Raw genomic sequence first — 18,985 nt, 5'->3', positions numbered from 1 at the left:
ACGCGCAAGAGGTATAAAGACGGGATAAATAACGGCCGTACACGCGTTAGGGGCTGTTTCCTTGCCCACACGCGGTTCTCAGTTTATGTCGCCAACAGCTCGATTGGATGGCGCGGCTGCCGTTCCAGCAGGGCGTCGATCTGTTCGAGACAGGACGTCCCGCTTGCGACGACGGGGCGGTCTTGGACACCGTCGTCGCGCAACTGCGTCCGGAGTCGGTCGCCGACGTCCATGCTCAGTTCGTAGTAGTCGGACTTGTACCCGAAGCTCCCGGCCATACCGCAACACTCCACGTCAGACGTGACGACGTCGTAGCCACACTCTTCGAGCACAGCGACAGTGTGAGCTTCGAGCCCGAGCGTCCGCTGCTGGCAGTGGCTGTGGTACGCGATTTCAGCGCCGGTGACGGTCGAGAGCGAATCGACGGACCCCCCGTTGTCGAGCAGCCCGAACACGTATTCGAACACCTCGTAACTGTTCTCCGCGATGTCGGTGAACGCCGACTCGTCGAGGAGGCGCTCGTACTCCCGTGTGAACATCGCGTGGTCGCTCGGTTCGATAACGACCACATCGCGGCCGTCTTCGATATGAGGTTCGAGCGTCTCCGTGACCCGTTCGGCGTGGTCGGTTGCCGTCGCGACCATTCCCTGTGACAGCGGCGCGCGGCCGCTGGATGGTGCCGGTGGGACCACCACGTCGACGCCCAGCGATTCGAGCACCTTCACGGCGGCTTTGCCGCGCTCGACCTGTACGTGGTTCGTGTACAGGTCCGGGTAGAGCACTGCCCGGCGTTCGGGATCTGTGACCTTTGAGTCGCGGGCGGCGGCCCAGTCGACGAGCGTCTCCCGTTCGAACGTCGGGAGGTCACGTCGGGGGTCGATACCCAGAATTCGGTCCATCGCTTGCCGTGCAACTGTCGTGTCGGCCAGCCAGTTCGACACCGGCGCGGTGGCGCTGCCGAGTTTTGCGACAGTCTCGAAGTTGCCGAAGAAGCGCTTTTGCAGTGGCGCACCGTCGTCCGCTTCGTCGGGCGTGAGGCCGTCGACGAGCCACTCTCCGGGGGCGTCCTTGTCGCGGTTGATCCGATCCCGGACGACGGTGTTGATCCATGGGATGTCGATACCGACCGGGCAGGCGTTCACGCAGCGCGTACACCCGGTACAGAGGTCGTTGAACTCCTCGGCCACATCCAGGCCCTCGATGCCGGCCTCCCAGCCCGTCGCAATGCCACCCGAATACGTTTCGCCGCCAAAGGCGTGGCCGCCGACGCTCTGGAAGTTCGCACAGGAGTTCGAACAGGCGGAACACCGGATGCAGTACAGCGTCTCCCGGAGGTGCTCGTCGTCCCGCATCTCCAGCCGGCCGTTGTCGATGAGTACGAGGTGGAAATCGCGGTCGGACTCAAACTCCGACAGCGGCGTTTCGTCGTCGGTGAAATCGACGACCGGGGTGTCGACCGGCGGGGTCAACAAGGAGACGTACGACGTGATGTCCTGGCCGGTGCCCGACCGACCGATGAGTTCGATGAACGGGTGGAGGGCTCCAACCGTCGGGATGACCTTCTCGACGCCGGCCACAGCGACGTGCGTGTCTGTCGCGGCCACGGTTTTGCGGGCGTTGCCCTCGCTGGTGACCAGCGCCATCGTCCCGGTATCGGCAGTGACGAAGTTCGCGCCGGTGATGCCGACTTCCGCGTCGATGATCTGCTCGCCCAGCTTTTTCCGGGCGAAGCGGGTCAGTTCCTCAGCCGTCTCGAGCGGTTCGTCAGGATCGAACTGTTTGTTGAACAGCTCCGCGATGCTCTCCCGTGATTTGTGAATCGCCGGAGCGACGATATGGGAAGGGGCTTCGTCAGCCACCTGCAACACCCACTCGCCTAAATCCGTCTCGACTACGTCCACGCCGTCGGCTTCGAGCGCGTCGTTGACCTCGATCTCCTCGCTGGTCATCGACTTGCTCTTGACGACCCGGTCAGCCGCTCGCTCGTCGACGACGCCGCGGATGTAGTCGTTCGCGTCGGCGGCGTCGTCGGCGATGTACACCGTTCCCCCGTTCGCTTCGACGGTCTCCGTCAGTTGGTCGAGGAGATCTGGAAGTTCCTCGATGGCGTCCTCCTTGATACTCCGGGCCGCTCGCTTGAGTGCCTCGTAGTCCTCTAAATCCGCGACAGAGTCGTAGCGCCCCGTGTTGAACCCCTGGGTGTTCTCCGCGACTGCCGCGCCCTCGGTCCGCATCAGTTCACGGAGTTCGTCGGCGGTCGCCATCGTCACGCCTCCTCCTCGACGATGATAACGTGGACCTCTCTTGCTCCGTGCGCACCGTTGACGAGCGCGCCCATGTCGGCTGTCGCGCTCGGTCCTGTTGCGATGATCGCGCTCCCACCGGTTTCGTTGAACCGTTCGTCCAGTTCTGCCACTGCCGCGTCCATATCGGGCTGGATGTCTTCCTCGTGAAGAATGGCGACGTGACGCTCGACAAACAGGCTCAGGAGTTCGCTGGCCTCTTCGGTCATCGAGAGGACGAGCGAACCGTAGTCGCCGATGCCGAGTTCAGCACCGGTTACGCCGGTGGTCGCTTCGCGAAGCGCGACCGGAGTGGGGTCGACCGTGACCGGCGTCTCCGTGAGAGAAAACGCCTCGTCCCCGGCCGTTTCGCCGAGCGCGATCCCGACTGCAGGCTCCGTGACTGCCTCCGTAACAGCGGCTTCGAGGTCGGACTCGGCAGTGCTTGAAACTGTCACACCCAATGCTTCGAGAGCGCCCTCGAACGACGCGCGTTTGCTTTTCATCTATGCGCGAACCGAAAACCTACATCATCATTTAGTTTTTGTCTGAAACGGGCGGAAGTCCGATAAATCCAGTGGGCTGCCGCGTATATCCAGCTACGCTGGGCATCGTTTTACTATAGTAGCCATTGAAAATCAATGCACACCTGATCGCACGACGGCAGTGCGATCAGTGTGTAAATCGTTTCAATTGTTACTATAGATCAGCAGACAGTTACTGTATTTACTTATATTGCCACTCGCCCGATGTAAGCGGATTAATATATCCGCCACACCAACACATCCAAATATCGGTACTCTCTACCGATATCACTCATATAGAAGTGTATCTATCACAGATACATTACCATATACTGCGTTAATAGCGGTATCACAGCTTCAACGGTGAGCGGTTGTTTTCGGATCGAGTAATACCCGGGAGGCAAGGGGTTTTGTGGGTTCTCCGAGAAACGCAGACAACGGACCGATGGACGACCAATCCGGTGCACCTCCAGATTCAGAGATTGTGACGTTACTCGAACAAGGAGAGAAAGCTGACGCACTGACAGTACTCGAGCGGCTTTCGACGGCCGGAGCGGCTGACCAACAGGCGTGCTTGCGGTCACTCAAAGCGGCTGCTGACGACCAGCCGGAACTGTTCGATGGCGTGCTGGCGTCGCTCACTGAGTTTTTGCAGAACAGCGAGCGGCCGACACGGCTCACGACAGCGAAATTGTTCGTCACGGTCAGCGAGAGCGCGCCGGACAGCGTGGTTCCGGTTGTCCCGACGCTTGCCGAGCGACTGGCGGATGAGTCGGAGTTCTACTACGTTCGCGCCCGGTGTGCAGAGGCGCTGGGCTACGTCGCCGTCGACCATCCCGATGCCGTCGTCTCGCCTGAGGTCGTGGCAGACCTGCGCATCGGCCTGGAGTTCGACAAACCAGAAGTTAGGGAGAAATTGGCGAAGGCGCTGGCCCACGTCGCCATGGGCCGTCCCGACAGACTCCGCTATCAGGTCGACTCGCTCGCCGAGCATCTTCGAGCGGACAGCGAACTGGTTCGATATCACCTGAGCACAGCTCTCGTCGTTATCGGCTCTGCGTGTCCCGAACGGCTTACAGACGCCAGGGAAGCACTCGTCTCATGTCTCGAAGACGAAAGCAGATACGTCCGCGGGCGGGCAGCCGAAGCGCTGGGGTTGCTTGCTGGCACTAAGAGCGTGGAAGCGTTCCCGGACGCACAACTCGAAGAGTTCACTGTGGACGAGGAGTTTGTTGCCGAGCGAGCCCAGTTCGCTCTCTCCCAGTATCGCGGGGCGGAACCTGCTGATGGCTTCACAGGAATAGCCGCGAGAGATGCAATCCGCACGCAGACATCCGACATTGTCTCGGAGATCCGGACGCTGGAAGGCGATGACGGATGCCCACACTGCGGGCTTTCGCTCCCCGAATCCGGCCCCCCGCTGTGCCCTGGCTGTGGCACCCCATTGTGAGAGCACAGTCGGTTTTCCTGCAGTTCCCGCGGAAACCGTATGTCTCCGTCTCTGACAGGGTCACGGTTGCAATAGTTATCTGGTGCTGCGTCGTCTCGTAGCGATACCCATCAGAGCTATCTACTTCCGTGGAAGATCAGACGTTGCGTGTGAGATATACAGACTTGGGTGAAATAGACGTATATCTAGCAATTCCATACCCAATTTTGAAATATATGACTTGAAGTGTATCAATTATATATTCATATTAGCGGTGGGCGTGAGTTAGAGACCAATAGCCGCTGTTGTAGTCGGTGGGACTGTCCCCACAACACCTCGCTGTTCAATCCTGCAGCCTGTTCTGTTATAGAGAACAGCACGCGATCGACAGCAGTAGCACTCACACGATGGTGCTTAATCTCACAGTCAGTACAGAGGGGGAATAAAGTGATCCGCGACTCCTTCGCGAGATTACTTCTGATGCCGAGGTGACCGCGAACTATCTTTTCGACGCACGAAGGTCAGGCGTCGCCGGTAGCGGTGTGTGGCAGTGAGGGCGTTCGTCCATTCCGATGGCGGCCACCGACAGAATAGAATAACAGTAGTACGCCCGTTATTCAGGAACCCATCAATTCGATGTAAGGGCCACCTGAATGGATTTTGTCGTGCTGAGGACTTGCCCGGTGATATCTTCCCTGAGGTATCGGCCGTTCAAACGCTCGACGGGGCCACAGATGCCCAGTGCAGCGATCCGATCACCACTGACGTCAGGGAGCGGGGCGGCAACACCGATAATCCCCTCGTACTGTTCTCCTCTACAGAACGCAATGCCGTCATCCCGAACCCGGCGCAGTTCCTCGATGAGTTCGTCTGGATCGACGAGAGTTGCGTCAGTCGGTGCGACAAGCTCTCTTCCATAGAGAACCGATTCGACGCGATCACTCGGGAGCGACGACAGCAGTGCCTTTCCCGGAGCGTTGACATGGAGTGGCAACCGTTCGCCCGCGTGGAACGGGACTGACCAGCCGTCCTCGGGTTCGGAGATCGACACCGGGACACCGGCCGTTTCCTCAAGGACGAACAGTGTCGCTGTCTCCCCTGTTGCCGCCGCGAGATTGTCCAGTTGTTGTTTCGCCGCCTGATAGAAACTGAGTCCATCACGCGTTCGCTCACCGAGAGACAACGGGCGGAGCGACGCCTCATATTTCTCTGCGCGCTTGACCACGTATCCGGCCGCACGCAACGTCGAGAGGTGGTTATGGGCGACGCTCTTGGAAACCCCGACGATATTGGCAAGTTCTGTAACGCCGACAGGCCCCTTCGCGTCGACAAGCGCTTCGAGGATAGCCACCGATGTCTGGGTTGCTTCGACTGCATACTGTGGTTCGTCGGTCATTGACCGTCGTTTCGGCCCGCCGCGACAAAAGCCTGTTCACTAGAGCAGAACAGGTGGGAGCATGTGCAGTAGGCCCAGAAGATATTCTACATCATTTATCACTATTTTCTGGATCGCTACGAGTTCCGACTGTCGAAATTTATTCGTTCTTCTCTCCAGAACAATCGCGGTCGCTCCCAATCCAATTCGCTAGCGTGTATAGAAGACTCATGTCAGACCTGCAAGGTCACTTCAGCCCTATTGTGATCGCAGCCGGTTGCAGGACACAGCATCAAGTGTGGACTGTACTGTTCGAGTCCGTGAATTGCTTCCATACCGATACCGTGGTCAAGCGCCACGAGGACCGCGTTTCCGGACAGTATCGAGGAGGTCGTACTCGCTCACTCGGCGTCCCCTGGAACGACTACTTTCTTCAGCCCCTCAGCGTTGCCCATCCGTTCAAACGCTGTCGGGAGATCGTCGAGCCCGATACGTTCGGTGATGAGCGTCTCGGCGTCGATGCGTTCGTGTCTGAGCAGTGTTATCGCTCGCTCGAAGTCCTCGGTCGTCAGGGAGAACGAGCCGCGGTAGTCGACCTCGTCGAAGAAGACATCGAACGGGCTGATTTCCATTGTCGCTTCTTGGTCAGGGACACCGAAGATGAGTGTCGAGCCGCCGGGCGCGGTCACAGCGTTGGCCTGCTTGATTGTCGGGACGAGCCCGATAGCCTCGGCGCCGACGTCGACCGGTCCGCCGGCCGCCGCAGGGATCGCTTCCTCGGGATCTTCGTCGTTGGGGTCGACGACGGCATCTGCGCCGAGGTCGGCAGCCAGCTCTCGCCGTTCGTCATCGAGTTCGGAAACCACGATTGGGGCAGCGCCCGCATTGCGGAACGCCTGCAGGAGCAGCAAGCCGATCGGGCCAGCGCCGATAATACCGACACTGTCTCCCGGTTTGATCTCAGTCTGCTCGACGCCGTGGACACAGCAGGCGAGCGGTTCGGCGAGCGCGGCCCGTTCGAATGATATCTCGCCGATGTCCTCGACGTTGATCGCCGGGACGCGGACGTATTCAGCGAAGGCACCGTCGAGGATGGTGTCACCGGCACCGCCGATGCTCGTGTTGTTCTCACAGAGGTGCGTCTCACCCTTCTTGCAGTACGAGCAGGCGTTACAGGGGACGGTGGGGTTGATTGCGACGCGGTCTCCGACCGCGAAGCCCTCAACGTCGGCACCGACTTCCGCAACGGTCCCGGCACCTTCGTGGCCCAGGACCAGCGGTGTCTCTGCGGCGAAGGTACCGTGGTACATATGATAGTCGGTCATGCAGACGCTACAGGCGCCGACCTGCACGAGAACCTCGTCATCCGCAGGGTCCGGTCGGTCACGCTCTTCGACGGTAATTTCGCCGACATCGGTCAACGTGCTGGCGCGCATCAGTCGTCCTCCGACGGTCGGGTCGCGGTCGTCACTACAGCAGTACCTCGGTCGTGAGTTGGTGTGGGTCGGGTCATGGGTGGTCTGGGCCGTAGCCCGTTGTCACTGGTCCAGCCGAGCTGGACGCACACAGCGGACTCAGCCACGATCCGTACTATCGATGTTTTCGGACCGCGTATTAAAATCTTGCCACGGTCTCCCGTAATCGGGCGACAGAGGAATTCGTAGATAGAGGCGTCCTAGTACTGCAAACCATCGGATCTCCCCCAGTGAGATGGGTATTCTACCTTACAGATGATTACCTTTATTATGCATCGGTAATTCGGTAGTGACGAGGCAAACTGGCATGACCAACTCCAACAGGCGGACGTTTCTGAAAGCGACAGGTGTCGGACTACTCAGCGGTCTCGCTGGCTGTACACGAGGCGGCGATGGCTCAGATGGGAGCGGAAGTGACGGCTCAAGTGGGGGTAGTGATGGTAGCGATGGCGGAACCAGCACCGACGGAAGCGATGGCGAGCTCGCGATTCCGCTCAGCGAGTACGAGGACGCCGATATCGACTGGCGACAGTTCGAGGGGTCCTCGATCAACATCGGGGCCGTCCAGCACCCCTGGGTTTCAGCCATCAAGCCCGCAGTCCCCGTCTTCGAGGAACTGACTGGGATCGACGTCGTCTGGAACGTCCTGCCCGAACAGCAGTTCCGGACCAAGCGCCAGACGGACGTCAGTACCGGCGCCGGGCAGTTCGACGTTTTCTACATGGATCAGGTCGTCAACCAGTTCCGCGAGGAAGGCTGGATCCAGCCGCTCGACCCGTTCTTCGACGACGACAGCCTCTTCGACGAGGACTGGTACGAGCCCGACGACCTCTTCGAGGCGTCGCGGTGGCAGGCCCACGGTGGTGGCTACAGCGACACATGGACGGGAATGCCGATTACCGTCGAAGTCCAGACGCAGTTCTACCGCAAAGACCTCTACGACAAGCACGACCTGGAGGTCGCGGAGACGCTCGAAGAGTTCCGTCAGAACGCACAGGCCATCCACGAGAACGAATCGGACGTCGTCGGCACCGTCGGCCGTGGCGACAAGGGGTACGGGATGAACATCTACATCCTGAACACGTTCCTGCGCCAGAACGGCGCGGAGCTCTGGGACAGTTTCCCGGACGATTCCGGCCTCGACTCCGACGGCGTCATCAACGCCGCGGAGTGGTACGTCAGCCTGCTGCAGGACTACGGTCCCGAAGGCGCGTCCACGCAGACCTGGTCGGACGTGCTCTCGACGATGCAGGAAGGGCGCGCCGGCCACATCGTCTCCGACGCGAACCTGTTCTGGCCCGGACTCACCGGCTCTGACTCCTCAGTTGCGGACACTATCGGTATCGCGAAGGTGCCCAGCCCGGCCGACGGCCAGTTCTCGCCCAACGCGTTCAACTGGCAGATCTCCACGTCCAAAAACGCCCAGAACTCCGAGCAGGCGTTCCTGTTCATGGTGTGGGCGTCCTCGCAGCCGACCAACACCTGGATGCACGTCGAGGGCGACGCCGCCTTCTCCGTCCGACAGTCCGTCTGGGAGAACGACGAGTTCCGCTCTCGCGTCGGCGAGAACTTCGCACAGGTCACCCTCGAATCCCTGCAAGCGGCGGCACCGGACCCGTTCGACCGGAAGTACCCCGAATGGGGCCAGCGGTACTCCGAGGAACTGCAGCGCGCCATCGCCGGCCAGAAGTCCGCCGAGGAGGCGATGACCCAGGCGGCGTCCATCGCAGAAGACATCTACAGCAATTAAACTGAAGCCATACCCGAGCCACAACACATCCCACAAATGAGTACACCAACGCAAACGGAAACGGCACCCAAATCGACCTTCGCCAGGCTTCGGGACCTGTGGAACGACTACCTCCCGTACTGGTTCATGGCACCGATGGTGCTGGTGATGATCATGATCACCTTCTTCCCCGGTGCCTACGACCTGTATCTCAGCCTGATCGCGGAGCCGACACTCGATGTATTCGCAGCTGATTTCGTGGGGCTGCGCAACTTCGAGACGGCGTTCACCCGCGGCGGCGCGATCCACTCGTTCGTCATTACGATTACTGTCGTCGTCAGCGCGCTGCTCCTCGAAACTATCCTCGGGTTCGTCCTGGCCGCGCTCGTCGCCGGCGTCGGCTCCGACCGGGCGAAGTCGTTCTACCGGGTGTTGTTCATCATTCCGATGGCCGTCGCGCCCGTCTCGCTCGCGACCATCGGCCGGATCATGCTGAACAGCGAAATCGGCATCATTCCGTACGTCATAAACACCGGCACGCCGTTCGTCGCGCCGAACTTCCTCTCGGACGTGCCGTTGCTGACGGTGATCCTGCTTGACGCCTGGAACTGGACGCCGTTCATGTTCATCATCTTCTACGCCGGCCTCTCGTCGGTGCCGAAGACGCTCATCGAGGCGTCGCGCGTCGACGGTGCGCCGATGTGGCGGCGCTACGTCCACGTCATCATCCCCTACATGAAGCCGGTCGTGTTCGTTGCGACGCTCATCCGGTTGATCGACCTGTTCCGGACGTTCGGCGTGGTGTACGGGCTCACGGGCGGCGGCCCCGGGACGGCGACCCAGCTCGTGAGCATCAACATCTACGAACAGATGTTCATCAACAACCAGATCACCGTGGCCGCAGCGATCGCCGTCGTCTACCTCGTCCTCGTCGTTGCACTGTGTAACGTCATCATTGCGAAGGTCGGCTTCGAGGGGGTGTGGGACTGATGGCGACGACAGATAGCGACTCCGCGACCGCGTCACAGCGACTCGACAAGGATACGCGTGAGACCATCGTCACGGTGGTTCGACACACGATTCTCCTGACGTGGTCGTTCATCGTGCTGTTCCCGCTGTACTGGCTGGCTTCGATGTCGCTGAAGCCCCCCGGAACAGCGAATTCGCTGCCCCCGGACTGGATCTTCCTGCCGACGGTGTACAACTACATCCAGTTGATCCAGGATTCCGGGTTCGTCGCGGCGTTCGCCAACAGCCTCGTCATGGTGTCGGCGTCGGTCGTCCTCGTGCTGTTGATCGGCGTCCCCGCCGCGTACGTGCTCTCGCGGTACGACATCCCGATGGAGCGGGACGTGCTCGTGTGGATACTCTCCTCGCGGATGCTCCCGCCGATTGCCGTCGTGCTCCCCTTCTTCATCATCTTCCGGGAGCTCAATCTGTTCGACACGCGGATCGGGATGGTACTGATGTACGTCAGCATCAACCTCTCCCTTGTCGTCTGGGTGATGAAAGCGTTCTTCGACGGCATCCCCGAGACGCTGGAAGAGGCGGCCCGTGTCGACGGCGCGACCCAGTTCCAGGGCTTCAGGAAGGTCGTCCTGCCGGCGGCCAAGCCCGGCATCTTCTCGGTCGCCATCATCAGCTTCATCTTCGCGTGGATCGAGCTGCTGTTCGGGCTCGTGCTGACGAGCTTCGAGGCCGTGCCGGTGACGCTGTTCGTCTACTCGTTCATCGGCTCGCGCTCGATCGAATGGGGGATGCTCGCGGCCGCCTCGACAGCGATGATCGTTCCGGTCGTCATCTTCCTCATCGCGGTCAACAAGTACCTCGCGGCCGGGCTCAGCTTCGGCGTGGTGATCAAAGAATGACCACGCTGTCCACACCTCGACAGGTATCGCTCGCAAACGACGCCCCTGCGGCGGCGGTAGCTTCACTTAGCCGTACATCGGAGGCAAGATAATGGCAAAGATCACAATCGACGACGTTACGAAGCGATTCGGTGAAGGAGATAAGTCAATCGTCGCGGTCGACGACGTCTCGCTGGACATCCGCGATGGCGAGTTCATCGTCTTCGTCGGTCCGTCCGGGAGCGGGAAGTCGACGCTCATGCGTATTGTCGCGGGACTGGAAACGCAATCAGAGGGCGATATCCGCATCGGCGAGAAGGTGGTCAACCAACTCGGCCCGCGCGCCCGGGACATCGCGATGGTGTTCCAGAACTACGCGCTATACCCCAATATGACCGTCGAGGAGAACATGTCCTTCGGGCTGAAGATGTCGACGGACATGTCCGCCGACGAGATCGAGGACGCCGTCACGTCCGCCGCCGAGATGATGGACATCGACATGCTGTTGGACGACAAGCCCGGCGAACTCTCCGGGGGACAACAACAGCGCGTCGCGCTCGGTCGCGCAATCGTCCGTGACCCGAACGTCTTCCTGATGGACGAGCCGCTTTCGAACCTGGACGCGAAGCTTCGGGCGGAGATGCGCACCGAGATCAACCGGCTCCAGAACGACCTCGACGTGACGACGCTATACGTCACCCACGACCAGACGGAGGCAATGACGATGGGCGACCGACTCGTCGTCCTCAACTACGGGGAACTCCAGCAGGTCGGAACGCCGCTAGAATGCTTCTACCGCCCAGCCAACCAGTTCGTCGCCGGCTTCCTCGGCTCGCCGTCGATGAACTTCTTCGAAGGCAAGGTCGAAGGCGGAACGCTCCGCGCGGACGGCTTCGACTTCGATCTGACAGAGCGGATGCAGTCCGCTGTTGGAAGTCGAAACGAACTCGTCCTCGGTATCCGGCCTGAGGATATGACGCTTCACGACCGGGCGAACTTGGGCCACGAGTTTGAGGCCGTCGTCGACGTCGTCGAACCGATGGGGAGTATCTCCTACGTCTACCTCCAGGCGCGGTCACAGAGCCACGACCAGACGTTCATCGTGGAGACGGACGGCCAGCGTCCGATCAGCGAAGGGCAGCACGTCTACGTCGAGATCCCGGACCGCGACGTGCACCTGTTCGATCCCGCCAGCGGCGAGACGATCCACCAGCGCCAGCTCGGAGATGACGCGGAGATGGCGCTCGAAGAGCAGATGAAGCCCGCCGAGTGACGACGAGCGCCGTCGTCATCCCACTCGCCGCAACCGACCGACAGTTATCGACACACGACACATGACAGAGCAAGACATTTCACACTACGAGACGCGTAACGCTATCTGCGAGTACGGCCGGAGCCTGCTCGAAGACGATCTGACCACCGGGACGGGCGGAAACCTCAGTGCCCGGCTCGACGAGACCCACATCGCGATCAGCCCGTCGGGAATCCCCTACGGGGAGATCGAACCCGAAGACGTCCCGGTCGTAGAGACGGACGGCACAGTCGTCGAGGGCGACATCGAGCCGTCGACGGAGCTTCCGATGCACCTGGCCGTCTACCGCGAGCGACCGGCGGTCGGCGGCGTCGTCCACACCCACTCCCCGTACGCGACGACGTTCGCCTCGCTCGGGGAGGCGATACCGGCATCGCACTACCTCCTCTCGTTCACCGGGACTGAGGTGCCGGTCGCCGAATACGAAACGCACGCGACCGAGAAACTCGGCGAGGCCGCCGTCGACGCGCTGGGCGAGTCGTTCAACGCCACGTTGTTGCGCAACCACGGCGTACTGACGGCGGACGAAACGCTGGACGACGCCTACACGGTTGCGCTGATGGTCGAGTACTGCGCGCGCATCCACCATCAGGCCCGGGCCATCGGTGAGCCGGAGATCCTCCCAGACGAGGAGATCGACCGGTTGGCTGACAAACTCGACAGCTACGGGCAGTGATCAGGCGTGCGAACCACACCTGAAAGTATCCGAGCATGAATCACGTCGCTATCGACATCGGCGCGAGCGGCGGGACGGTGTTCCTCGGCGAGGTGACGCAGTCGTCCTTCGCTGTGCAAGAAGTCCACCGGTTCGATAACCGACCCGTCGAACGGGACGGCCGCTACGTCTGGGACGTCGACGCGCTGGTCGACCACATCGGGGACGGAATCCGGGCTGCCGACCACGAGGCCGACAGCCTCGATACGGTCGGTATCGACACCTGGGGGCTCGACTTCGGACTCCTGGCCGACGACGAACTGCTCCGGGACCCGGTCTCCTACCGCGACCCAGAGTCGACGGCCACGCGCGAGCAAGTGTTCGAGGCTGTCGGGAAGCGGCGGCTGTTCGACGTGACCGGCATCACGAACTGGAACACCCCGAACACGCTGTGGCAGCTCCACACCATCGCCGAACGCGAGCCGGAACTCCTCGAAGCGAGCGACGGCCTGCTCATGATGCCACAGCTCCTCTCTGCACGGATAGGGGGCCAGCCGGCGGGCGAGGTGACGATAGCCTCGACCACGCAGATGGTCGATCCCGAGGCGCGGATGTGGGCCACCGACCTGCTCGAGGAGCTGTCGGTTCCGACGGACCTGCTCCCGGACCTGTCCGAACCCGGTCAACGTCTCGGGGCCGTCGATGATACCGTCGTTTCGGGCCTGTCTTCGACGCCGGAGATAGTAACGCCGGCGAGCCACGACACGGCGGCGGCCGTCGCCGGTCTCCCGCTAGTCGAGGACGCCGCGTTTCTCAACACCGGGTCGTGGTTCATCCTCGGTGTCGAGCGAGACGAACCAGTACGGACAGACGCCGCCTTCGAGCACGCCATTTCGAACGAACTCGGCGTCGGCGGGACCGTTCGGCTCCTGAAGAACATCAACGGGTTCTTTCTGCTCGAAGAATGCCGCGAAGCGTGGCGCAAGGCCGGCGAATCGGCCGATCACAAGGCGTTGCTGTCGGCCGCTGAAGAGGCTCAGCCACGGACCGCGCTCGTCGATACGGACGCCGACGCCTTCGGCATCGACGAGCCGATGCCCGACCAGATTCGGGCCTACTGTCGCCGGACGGACCAGCCCGTCCCCACGGGGCGGGGCGGTATCGTCCGCTGCCTGCTCGACAGCTTGGCGGCGAAAACGGCGCTGGAACTCGACGCACTCGCGGCAGTCGTCGACGACCCGCCGTCGCGCATCGTTCTCGGTGGCGGCGGTGTCAGAAACGAACTGTTCTGTCAGTTACTGGCTGACGCCACCGACCGCCCGGTGTCGACTGGGCCAGTCGAGGCGACGGCTGTCGGCAACGTCCTCACACAGGCCGTCGCCGCCGGAACGGTTTCTGACATCGGAACCGGGCGGCAGTTGGTCGAGTCGGCGTTCGAGACGACGACCTACGAGCCACAGGCTGGTGGTGCGTGGGCCGACGCAAAAGATCGGTTGGCGGCACTGACTGACGACTCGTCGTCCGAAGCCTGACGCTTTCACCGCGAGGTGTAGCCGCCGTCCATGACGACGGTCGACCCCGTCATGAACGACGACGCGTCCGACGCGAGGTAGACAACGAGTTCCTTCAGTTCCTCCGGTCGACCGAGTCGGCCCATCGGCGTGTTCTCCAGCCACGTCTCTTCCATCTCGGGGCTCTCTTCGAGCACTTCGTCGACGAGTTCGGTCCGCATGTACCCGGGCGCAATGGCATTGACGCGGACGCCCTGATCGCCCCACTCGACCGCCAGAGATTGGGTCAGCATCCTGACGCCGGCTTTCGTCGTGTTGTAGCTAGCCTGCTTCTGCGGGACGTTCACGTCGAAGCCTGACATCGAGGAGACGTTGACGATGCGGCCCTCGCCCCGTTCGAGCATCTGCTGGCCGACGTGCTTGGCACAGAGGAAGACACCGTCGAGGTTGACCGACACGACACGCCGCCAGGACTCGATGCTCGTCTCCTCTGCCGGTGAGTTCTCGACGATACCGGCGTTGTTGATCAGGACGTCGATCGGTCCGAGGCGGTCGGTCACGTCCTCGACCATCGCCTCCACCGAGGCCTCGTCCGTCACGTCGACCTCCGTCGCGATAACGTCCGTTTCACCGTCGAGTTCCGAAGCCGTCCGTTCCGCTTTCTCGATGTTCACGTCCGCGATAGCCACGTCGGCCCCCATCTCGGTGAGCCCGGTCGCCATCTGTTTGCCGAGACCCTGCGCCGCACCGGTGACGATAGCCGTCTCTCCGTCGAGGGAGAAACTGTCAAGTACACTCATGCGTACGCTTGGTGCTCCGGTAGCCTCCAGCATAAATGTACGCCTATTTTTGTTACAGTCTTTGTCGGGCCGATATCGGCAGCCAGTCATTACAAGTACTCCCTCGCAGATAACATAGCTATGCAAATCACCGACTTCGAACTGTTCGCCGTGCCGCCGCGGTGGTTGCTTCTAAAACTGGAGACTGACGAGGGGATCGTTGGCTGGGGCGAGCCCATCGTTCAGGGTCGGTTGGAGACGGTCCGTGCCGCCGTTACCGAACTTATCGAGGCGTATCTCCTCGGGGCCGACCCGCTCCGAACCGAGTATCACTGGCGGAAGCTCTATCAGAGCGGGTACTTCCGCGGCGGGCCGATACTCATGAGCGCGCTCGCGGGCATCGACCACGCGCTCTGGGACATCAAGGGGCGGCACTACGGCGCACCGGTGCACGAACTGCTCGGCGGGCACGTCCGCGATAAGCTACTCGTGTACCAGTGGCTCGGTGGCGATGATCCGCAAGACGTGGCCGCGGCCGCGGAAGAGGACCGAGAACGCGGCTACAGAGCGTTCAAGTTCAATTTCGCCCGGGAGTTTCGGCCGATTGAGACGCCGAACGCTGTCGATCATGCGGTTGAGCGTGTAGCCGCAATCCGTGATGCCGTCGGTGACGACGCCCTCGTTGGCGTCGACTTCCACGGCCGCGTCTCGAAACCGATGGCCGCGGATCTCGTCGAGCGGCTCGAACAGTTCGATCTGATGTTCATCGACCAGCCGCTGCTCCCCGAACACGACGACTCGTTTGCCAGTATCGCCGAGCGGACGACTGTCCCGATAGCGACTGGCGAACGGTTCTATTCGCGCTATGACTTCAAGCGGCTCCTCGTCGATGACGGGGTATCGATACTCCAGCCCGACGTGACCCACGTCGGTGGCATCAGCGAGATGCGCAAGGTCGCGTCGATGGCGGAAGCGTTCGACGTGGCCGTCGTTCCGCACTGCCCGCTCGGTCCTGTCGCGTTCGCGGCGAGCCTGCAGGTCGGGTTCTGCGCCCAGAACGTCGTGCTGCACGAACAGGACCTCGATCTACACGACCCGACGACGAGCCAGCGACTCAAGGTCCTGGAGGACCCGGAGACGTTCCAGTTCGAAGACGGCTACGTCAAACGGCCGACCGGCCCCGGACTCGGTATCGATATCGACGAGACTCTCATCCGCGAACTGGCACAGACAGAGGTCAACTGGTACAACCCGGTGTGGCACCACGAGGACGGGAGCGTCGCGGAGTGGTAGCTGGACACGGCAACCCAATGAGGCGGCTCACCCTGTGTATTTTTATGGCTCTGTTCCGTGCCAACAGGTATGCGAACTGCTGTACTGGTAGAACCAAATGAGTTCGAACTGGAGGACCGTCCCAGACCGTCGCCCGGGCCCGACGACGTACTCGTTGCCGTGCGCGACGTTGGGATCTGTGGCTCCGACGTCCACTACTACGAACACGGTCGTATCGGCGACTACGTCGTCGAAGACCCGCTCGTCCTCGGACACGAGAGCGCCGGTGAAGTCGTCGAAGTCGGCGAGAACGTTACGCACCACGAACCGGGCGACCGGGTCGCGCTCGAACCTGGCGTTCCGTGCCGACGCTGTGCCCACTGCAAGCGCGGCGACTATCACCTCTGTGAGAAAGTGACGTTCATGGCGACCCCGCCACACGACGGCGCGTTCACCGAGTACGTCTCGTGGCCGGCCGACTTCGCCTACACACTACCGGAGTCGGTCTCCACTGCCGAGGGGGCGTTGTGCGAGCCGCTTTCGGTCGGGATTCACGCCTGCCGCCGCGGCAGCGTCGGAACCGGGGATACAGTGCTGATAACCGGCGCCGGGCCGATCGGGCTGATGGTGCTGGAGGCCGCGCGTGCCGCGGGCGCGACGGACGTAATACTGACAGATGTTGTCGAGGAAAAACTAGAGTTCGCCAAAGAACGAGGAGCGGACCTGACAGTCGACGTTACCGAAACGGATCTCGATGCGGCGGTCGCCGAGTACACGGACGGCGTCGGTGCTGATGTGGTCGTCGAAGCCTCCGGCGCGGAGCCGTCGATCAAGTCGACAATCGACGTGGTCCGTCGGGGCGGCACGGTCGTTCTGGTCGGACTCGCCAGCGAAGCGGAGGTCCCAATCGACGTGCTGGAACTCATCGACAACGAGGTCGACGTCCACGGCTCGTTCCGGTACAAGAACACCTACGACGCGGCTGTCGACCTATTAGCCGACGGCGAAGTCGACGTCGAGGGCATAATCGACTTCGAATCCGAACTCGAAGATATCGACGACGCGTTCCGCCGAGCGATGGAGCCGACTGTGGTCAAGGGCATGATATCACTTGATTCGTAACTGGGATTCCATTGACAAGATAGTCCCGAAAGAAGCTCGATATGATGGCTATACAGATGTTACTGAGTATTGGTAGTAATTTCAGCAGGTCCGTTGTACGCACGAGCTCGGGACGCGACTCTGAAATAATTAATGAGGCAGTATATTATCTGAACGTACGGCCTAATGGCGTTTGAGTCCCACTAATTTGGGATCCCTGAGTTTCGGAAGGTACCCGAGAGATATAATTCTCCGACCTTCACACTGCCCAGAGATAGCCAGTATAGCGAAGTGAGACATTCTGTTTAAGATAGTATTGCATAAAACTATTGCTTTTTCTAGATATCAGTTATAACCGAGTGGGACGTTCCATCAGAGTGGTGTACCCGAGTGAGATACCCACGCACTGTGAGTAGCCGAACGGTTAAACCTCGCCACCGTTGTGGGCGGATATGGACCTCTCAATCGTCGATCTCTCTCCGGTCCCGAATGACGGAACTGCGGCTGACGCGTATTCGAACACCGTCGACGCGGCACAGCAGGCCGAACGCCTCGGCTATTCCCGGTTCTGGGTGGCGGAACACCACGGGATGGGAAACAAGCTCGCCGGAACAACACCCGAGGTACTGCTCGGCAACCTCGCCGCCGAAACCGACTCGATCCGGCTCGGGTCGGGTGCGGTCCTCCTCAACCACTACAGCCCGTTCAAAGTCGCGGAGCTGTTCGGCTCCCTCGACGGCCTTGCTCCCGGACGAATCGACGCGGGGCTTGGACGGGCAAACGGGTCTCCGGCCGTGGACCGCGCGCTCGGGACGGACCGCCGCGTCCGAAACCCCGACGAAGACCACGCCGAAAAAATCGAGGCCGTCGTTTCGCACCTCTACGACAGCTACCCGGACGGACACGCGTACAGTGATCTGGAAATCCCTCGTTCAGATGCGGAGACGCCTGTGCCGTGGGTTCTCGGATCGAGTCCGTCGAGCGCCGCGCTGGCCGGCGAACTCGGCCTGCGCTACTGTTTCGCCGCGTTCATTCGACCGGGGTTGGCCACCCGTTCGTTCGAGGAGTACCGGACTCACTTCGAATCGTCGGAGTTGGCCGGCGGCGTCGACGAGCCACAGGGGATGGTCGCAGTGAACGCGGTCTGTGCCGAGACCGACGCGGAAGCGGCGCGGCTCCGCGCCGTGGCCGAAGCGTCGTTCAAGCGGATGGAGCGAGGGGTCGTTGGCACGACTCCATCTGTCGAGGAAGCGATCGACGAACTCGGAGCGGTGCCCGAACCGACGCCCGCCACGCTGGATGCCGGTGAGTGGCCACGAGCGATCTCCGGGAGCCCGGAAACGCTCAATAACCTTCTCGAACAACTGTCAGATCGTGTCGGTGTCGATGAGGTGATGATCCAGCACGTCGTCGGCGACCACGCTGACGCGCTCCGCTCCCACGAATTGCTCGCGGACGGTGTCGGACTCACACCGCGCTAACTCCCACTACTGAAGTGGATGTGAGTTGGTCGATGCCATATAGATTCATATACTCGGTTTTATCCGATAAAATGTACTCAGTGTCTCTTTCGTATGCTATCGGGGGCACAATACTCCATAGGTGTTTTTATATACCCGTAATTGAGATAGGCCTACGTAGATACTAGTTGTTCTGAGCGATTTTCTATTTTGAAACTCAGTATAGAGAGACAA

15 protein-coding genes are annotated in these 18,985 nt (G+C 61.2%); 10 read left to right on the top strand and 5 right to left on the bottom strand.

What is annotated here, in order from left to right:
- Positions 1-83 precede the first annotated feature (83 nt).
- Positions 84-2,264 (bottom strand): LUD domain-containing protein, encoded by a 2,181-nt coding sequence (locus tag C442_RS15210; RefSeq protein ID WP_008311943.1) that lies wholly within the window; start codon positions 2,262-2,264, stop codon positions 84-86.
- Positions 2,265-2,266: 2 nt separating this feature from the next.
- Positions 2,267-2,788 carry an LUD domain-containing protein gene (locus C442_RS15205; RefSeq protein ID WP_008311941.1) on the bottom strand — a complete coding sequence of 174 codons (522 nt, stop codon included), beginning with the start codon at positions 2,786-2,788 and terminating at the stop codon, positions 2,267-2,269.
- Positions 2,789-3,251: 463 nt separating this feature from the next.
- Here C442_RS15205 and C442_RS15200 point away from each other — a divergent pair, with 463 nt between their 5' ends.
- Positions 3,252-4,256, top strand: a complete 1,005-nt coding sequence (locus tag C442_RS15200) for a HEAT repeat domain-containing protein (protein ID WP_008311940.1) — start codon at positions 3,252-3,254, stop codon at positions 4,254-4,256.
- Between the two features lie 607 nt (positions 4,257-4,863).
- Here C442_RS15200 and C442_RS15195 read toward each other — a convergent pair.
- Both C442_RS15195 and C442_RS15190 read right to left on the bottom strand, forming a co-directional pair.
- Complete coding sequence (locus tag C442_RS15195; RefSeq protein ID WP_008311938.1) at positions 4,864-5,631, bottom strand: IclR family transcriptional regulator; 768 nt, start codon at positions 5,629-5,631, stop codon at positions 4,864-4,866.
- Positions 5,632-6,011: 380 nt separating this feature from the next.
- Positions 6,012-7,046, bottom strand: a complete 1,035-nt coding sequence (locus C442_RS15190; RefSeq protein WP_008311936.1) for a galactitol-1-phosphate 5-dehydrogenase — start codon at positions 7,044-7,046, stop codon at positions 6,012-6,014.
- Positions 7,047-7,392: 346 nt separating this feature from the next.
- Between C442_RS15190 and C442_RS15185 the strand changes: the two genes are divergently transcribed.
- The 6 genes from C442_RS15185 to C442_RS15160 all read left to right on the top strand — a co-directional run bounded on the left by C442_RS15185 (position 7,393) and on the right by C442_RS15160 (position 14,160).
- The gene (locus C442_RS15185) at positions 7,393-8,835 is read left to right on the top strand and encodes an ABC transporter substrate-binding protein (RefSeq protein WP_008311935.1); all 1,443 of its coding nucleotides are present in this window, start codon (positions 7,393-7,395) and stop codon (positions 8,833-8,835) included.
- 36 nt (positions 8,836-8,871) lie between these two features.
- Positions 8,872-9,804 (top strand): carbohydrate ABC transporter permease, encoded by a 933-nt coding sequence (locus C442_RS15180; protein ID WP_008311934.1) that lies wholly within the window; start codon positions 8,872-8,874, stop codon positions 9,802-9,804.
- Entirely contained in the window at positions 9,804-10,682 is an 879-nt protein-coding gene (locus C442_RS15175) for a carbohydrate ABC transporter permease (RefSeq protein WP_008311933.1), read from the top strand. The genes C442_RS15180 and C442_RS15175 overlap by 1 nt, the downstream gene beginning before the upstream one ends.
- Before the next feature lie 91 nt (positions 10,683-10,773).
- Positions 10,774-11,934: an ABC transporter ATP-binding protein gene (locus C442_RS15170; protein WP_008311932.1), complete on the top strand. Its 1,161-nt coding sequence runs from the start codon at positions 10,774-10,776 to the stop codon at positions 11,932-11,934.
- A 61-nt stretch (positions 11,935-11,995) separates the two neighbouring features.
- Positions 11,996-12,649: a class II aldolase/adducin family protein gene (locus C442_RS15165; protein WP_008311931.1), complete on the top strand. Its 654-nt coding sequence runs from the start codon at positions 11,996-11,998 to the stop codon at positions 12,647-12,649.
- 35 nt (positions 12,650-12,684) lie between these two features.
- Positions 12,685-14,160: a rhamnulokinase gene (locus C442_RS15160; protein ID WP_008311930.1), complete on the top strand. Its 1,476-nt coding sequence runs from the start codon at positions 12,685-12,687 to the stop codon at positions 14,158-14,160.
- A gap of 5 nt (positions 14,161-14,165) precedes the next feature.
- On the opposite strand, the gene C442_RS15155 is transcribed toward C442_RS15160, so the two are convergent.
- Complete coding sequence (locus C442_RS15155; protein WP_008311929.1) at positions 14,166-14,939, bottom strand: SDR family NAD(P)-dependent oxidoreductase; 774 nt, start codon at positions 14,937-14,939, stop codon at positions 14,166-14,168.
- A 120-nt stretch (positions 14,940-15,059) separates the two neighbouring features.
- On the opposite strand from C442_RS15155, the gene dgoD reads away from it, so the two are divergent.
- The 3 genes from dgoD (at position 15,060) to C442_RS15140 (ending at position 18,772) form a co-directional block, all read left to right on the top strand.
- A complete protein-coding gene (gene dgoD / locus C442_RS15150) occupies positions 15,060-16,211 on the top strand; it encodes a galactonate dehydratase (protein ID WP_008311928.1) in 1,152 nt (383 codons plus the stop codon).
- A gap of 69 nt (positions 16,212-16,280) precedes the next feature.
- Positions 16,281-17,312, top strand: coding sequence for an NAD(P)-dependent alcohol dehydrogenase (locus C442_RS15145; protein ID WP_008311926.1), 1,032 nt, complete (start codon positions 16,281-16,283; stop codon positions 17,310-17,312).
- A 431-nt stretch (positions 17,313-17,743) separates the two neighbouring features.
- On the top strand, positions 17,744-18,772 hold the full coding sequence (locus C442_RS15140; RefSeq protein ID WP_008311924.1) for an LLM class flavin-dependent oxidoreductase: 1,029 nt from the start codon (positions 17,744-17,746) through the stop codon (positions 18,770-18,772).
- Positions 18,773-18,985 lie beyond the last annotated feature (213 nt).

This window comes from Haloarcula amylolytica JCM 13557, assembly GCF_000336615.1.
GTDB lineage: Archaea > Halobacteriota > Halobacteria > Halobacteriales > Haloarculaceae > Haloarcula > Haloarcula amylolytica.
This window is presented reverse-complemented; position numbering and strand designations above follow the sequence as displayed.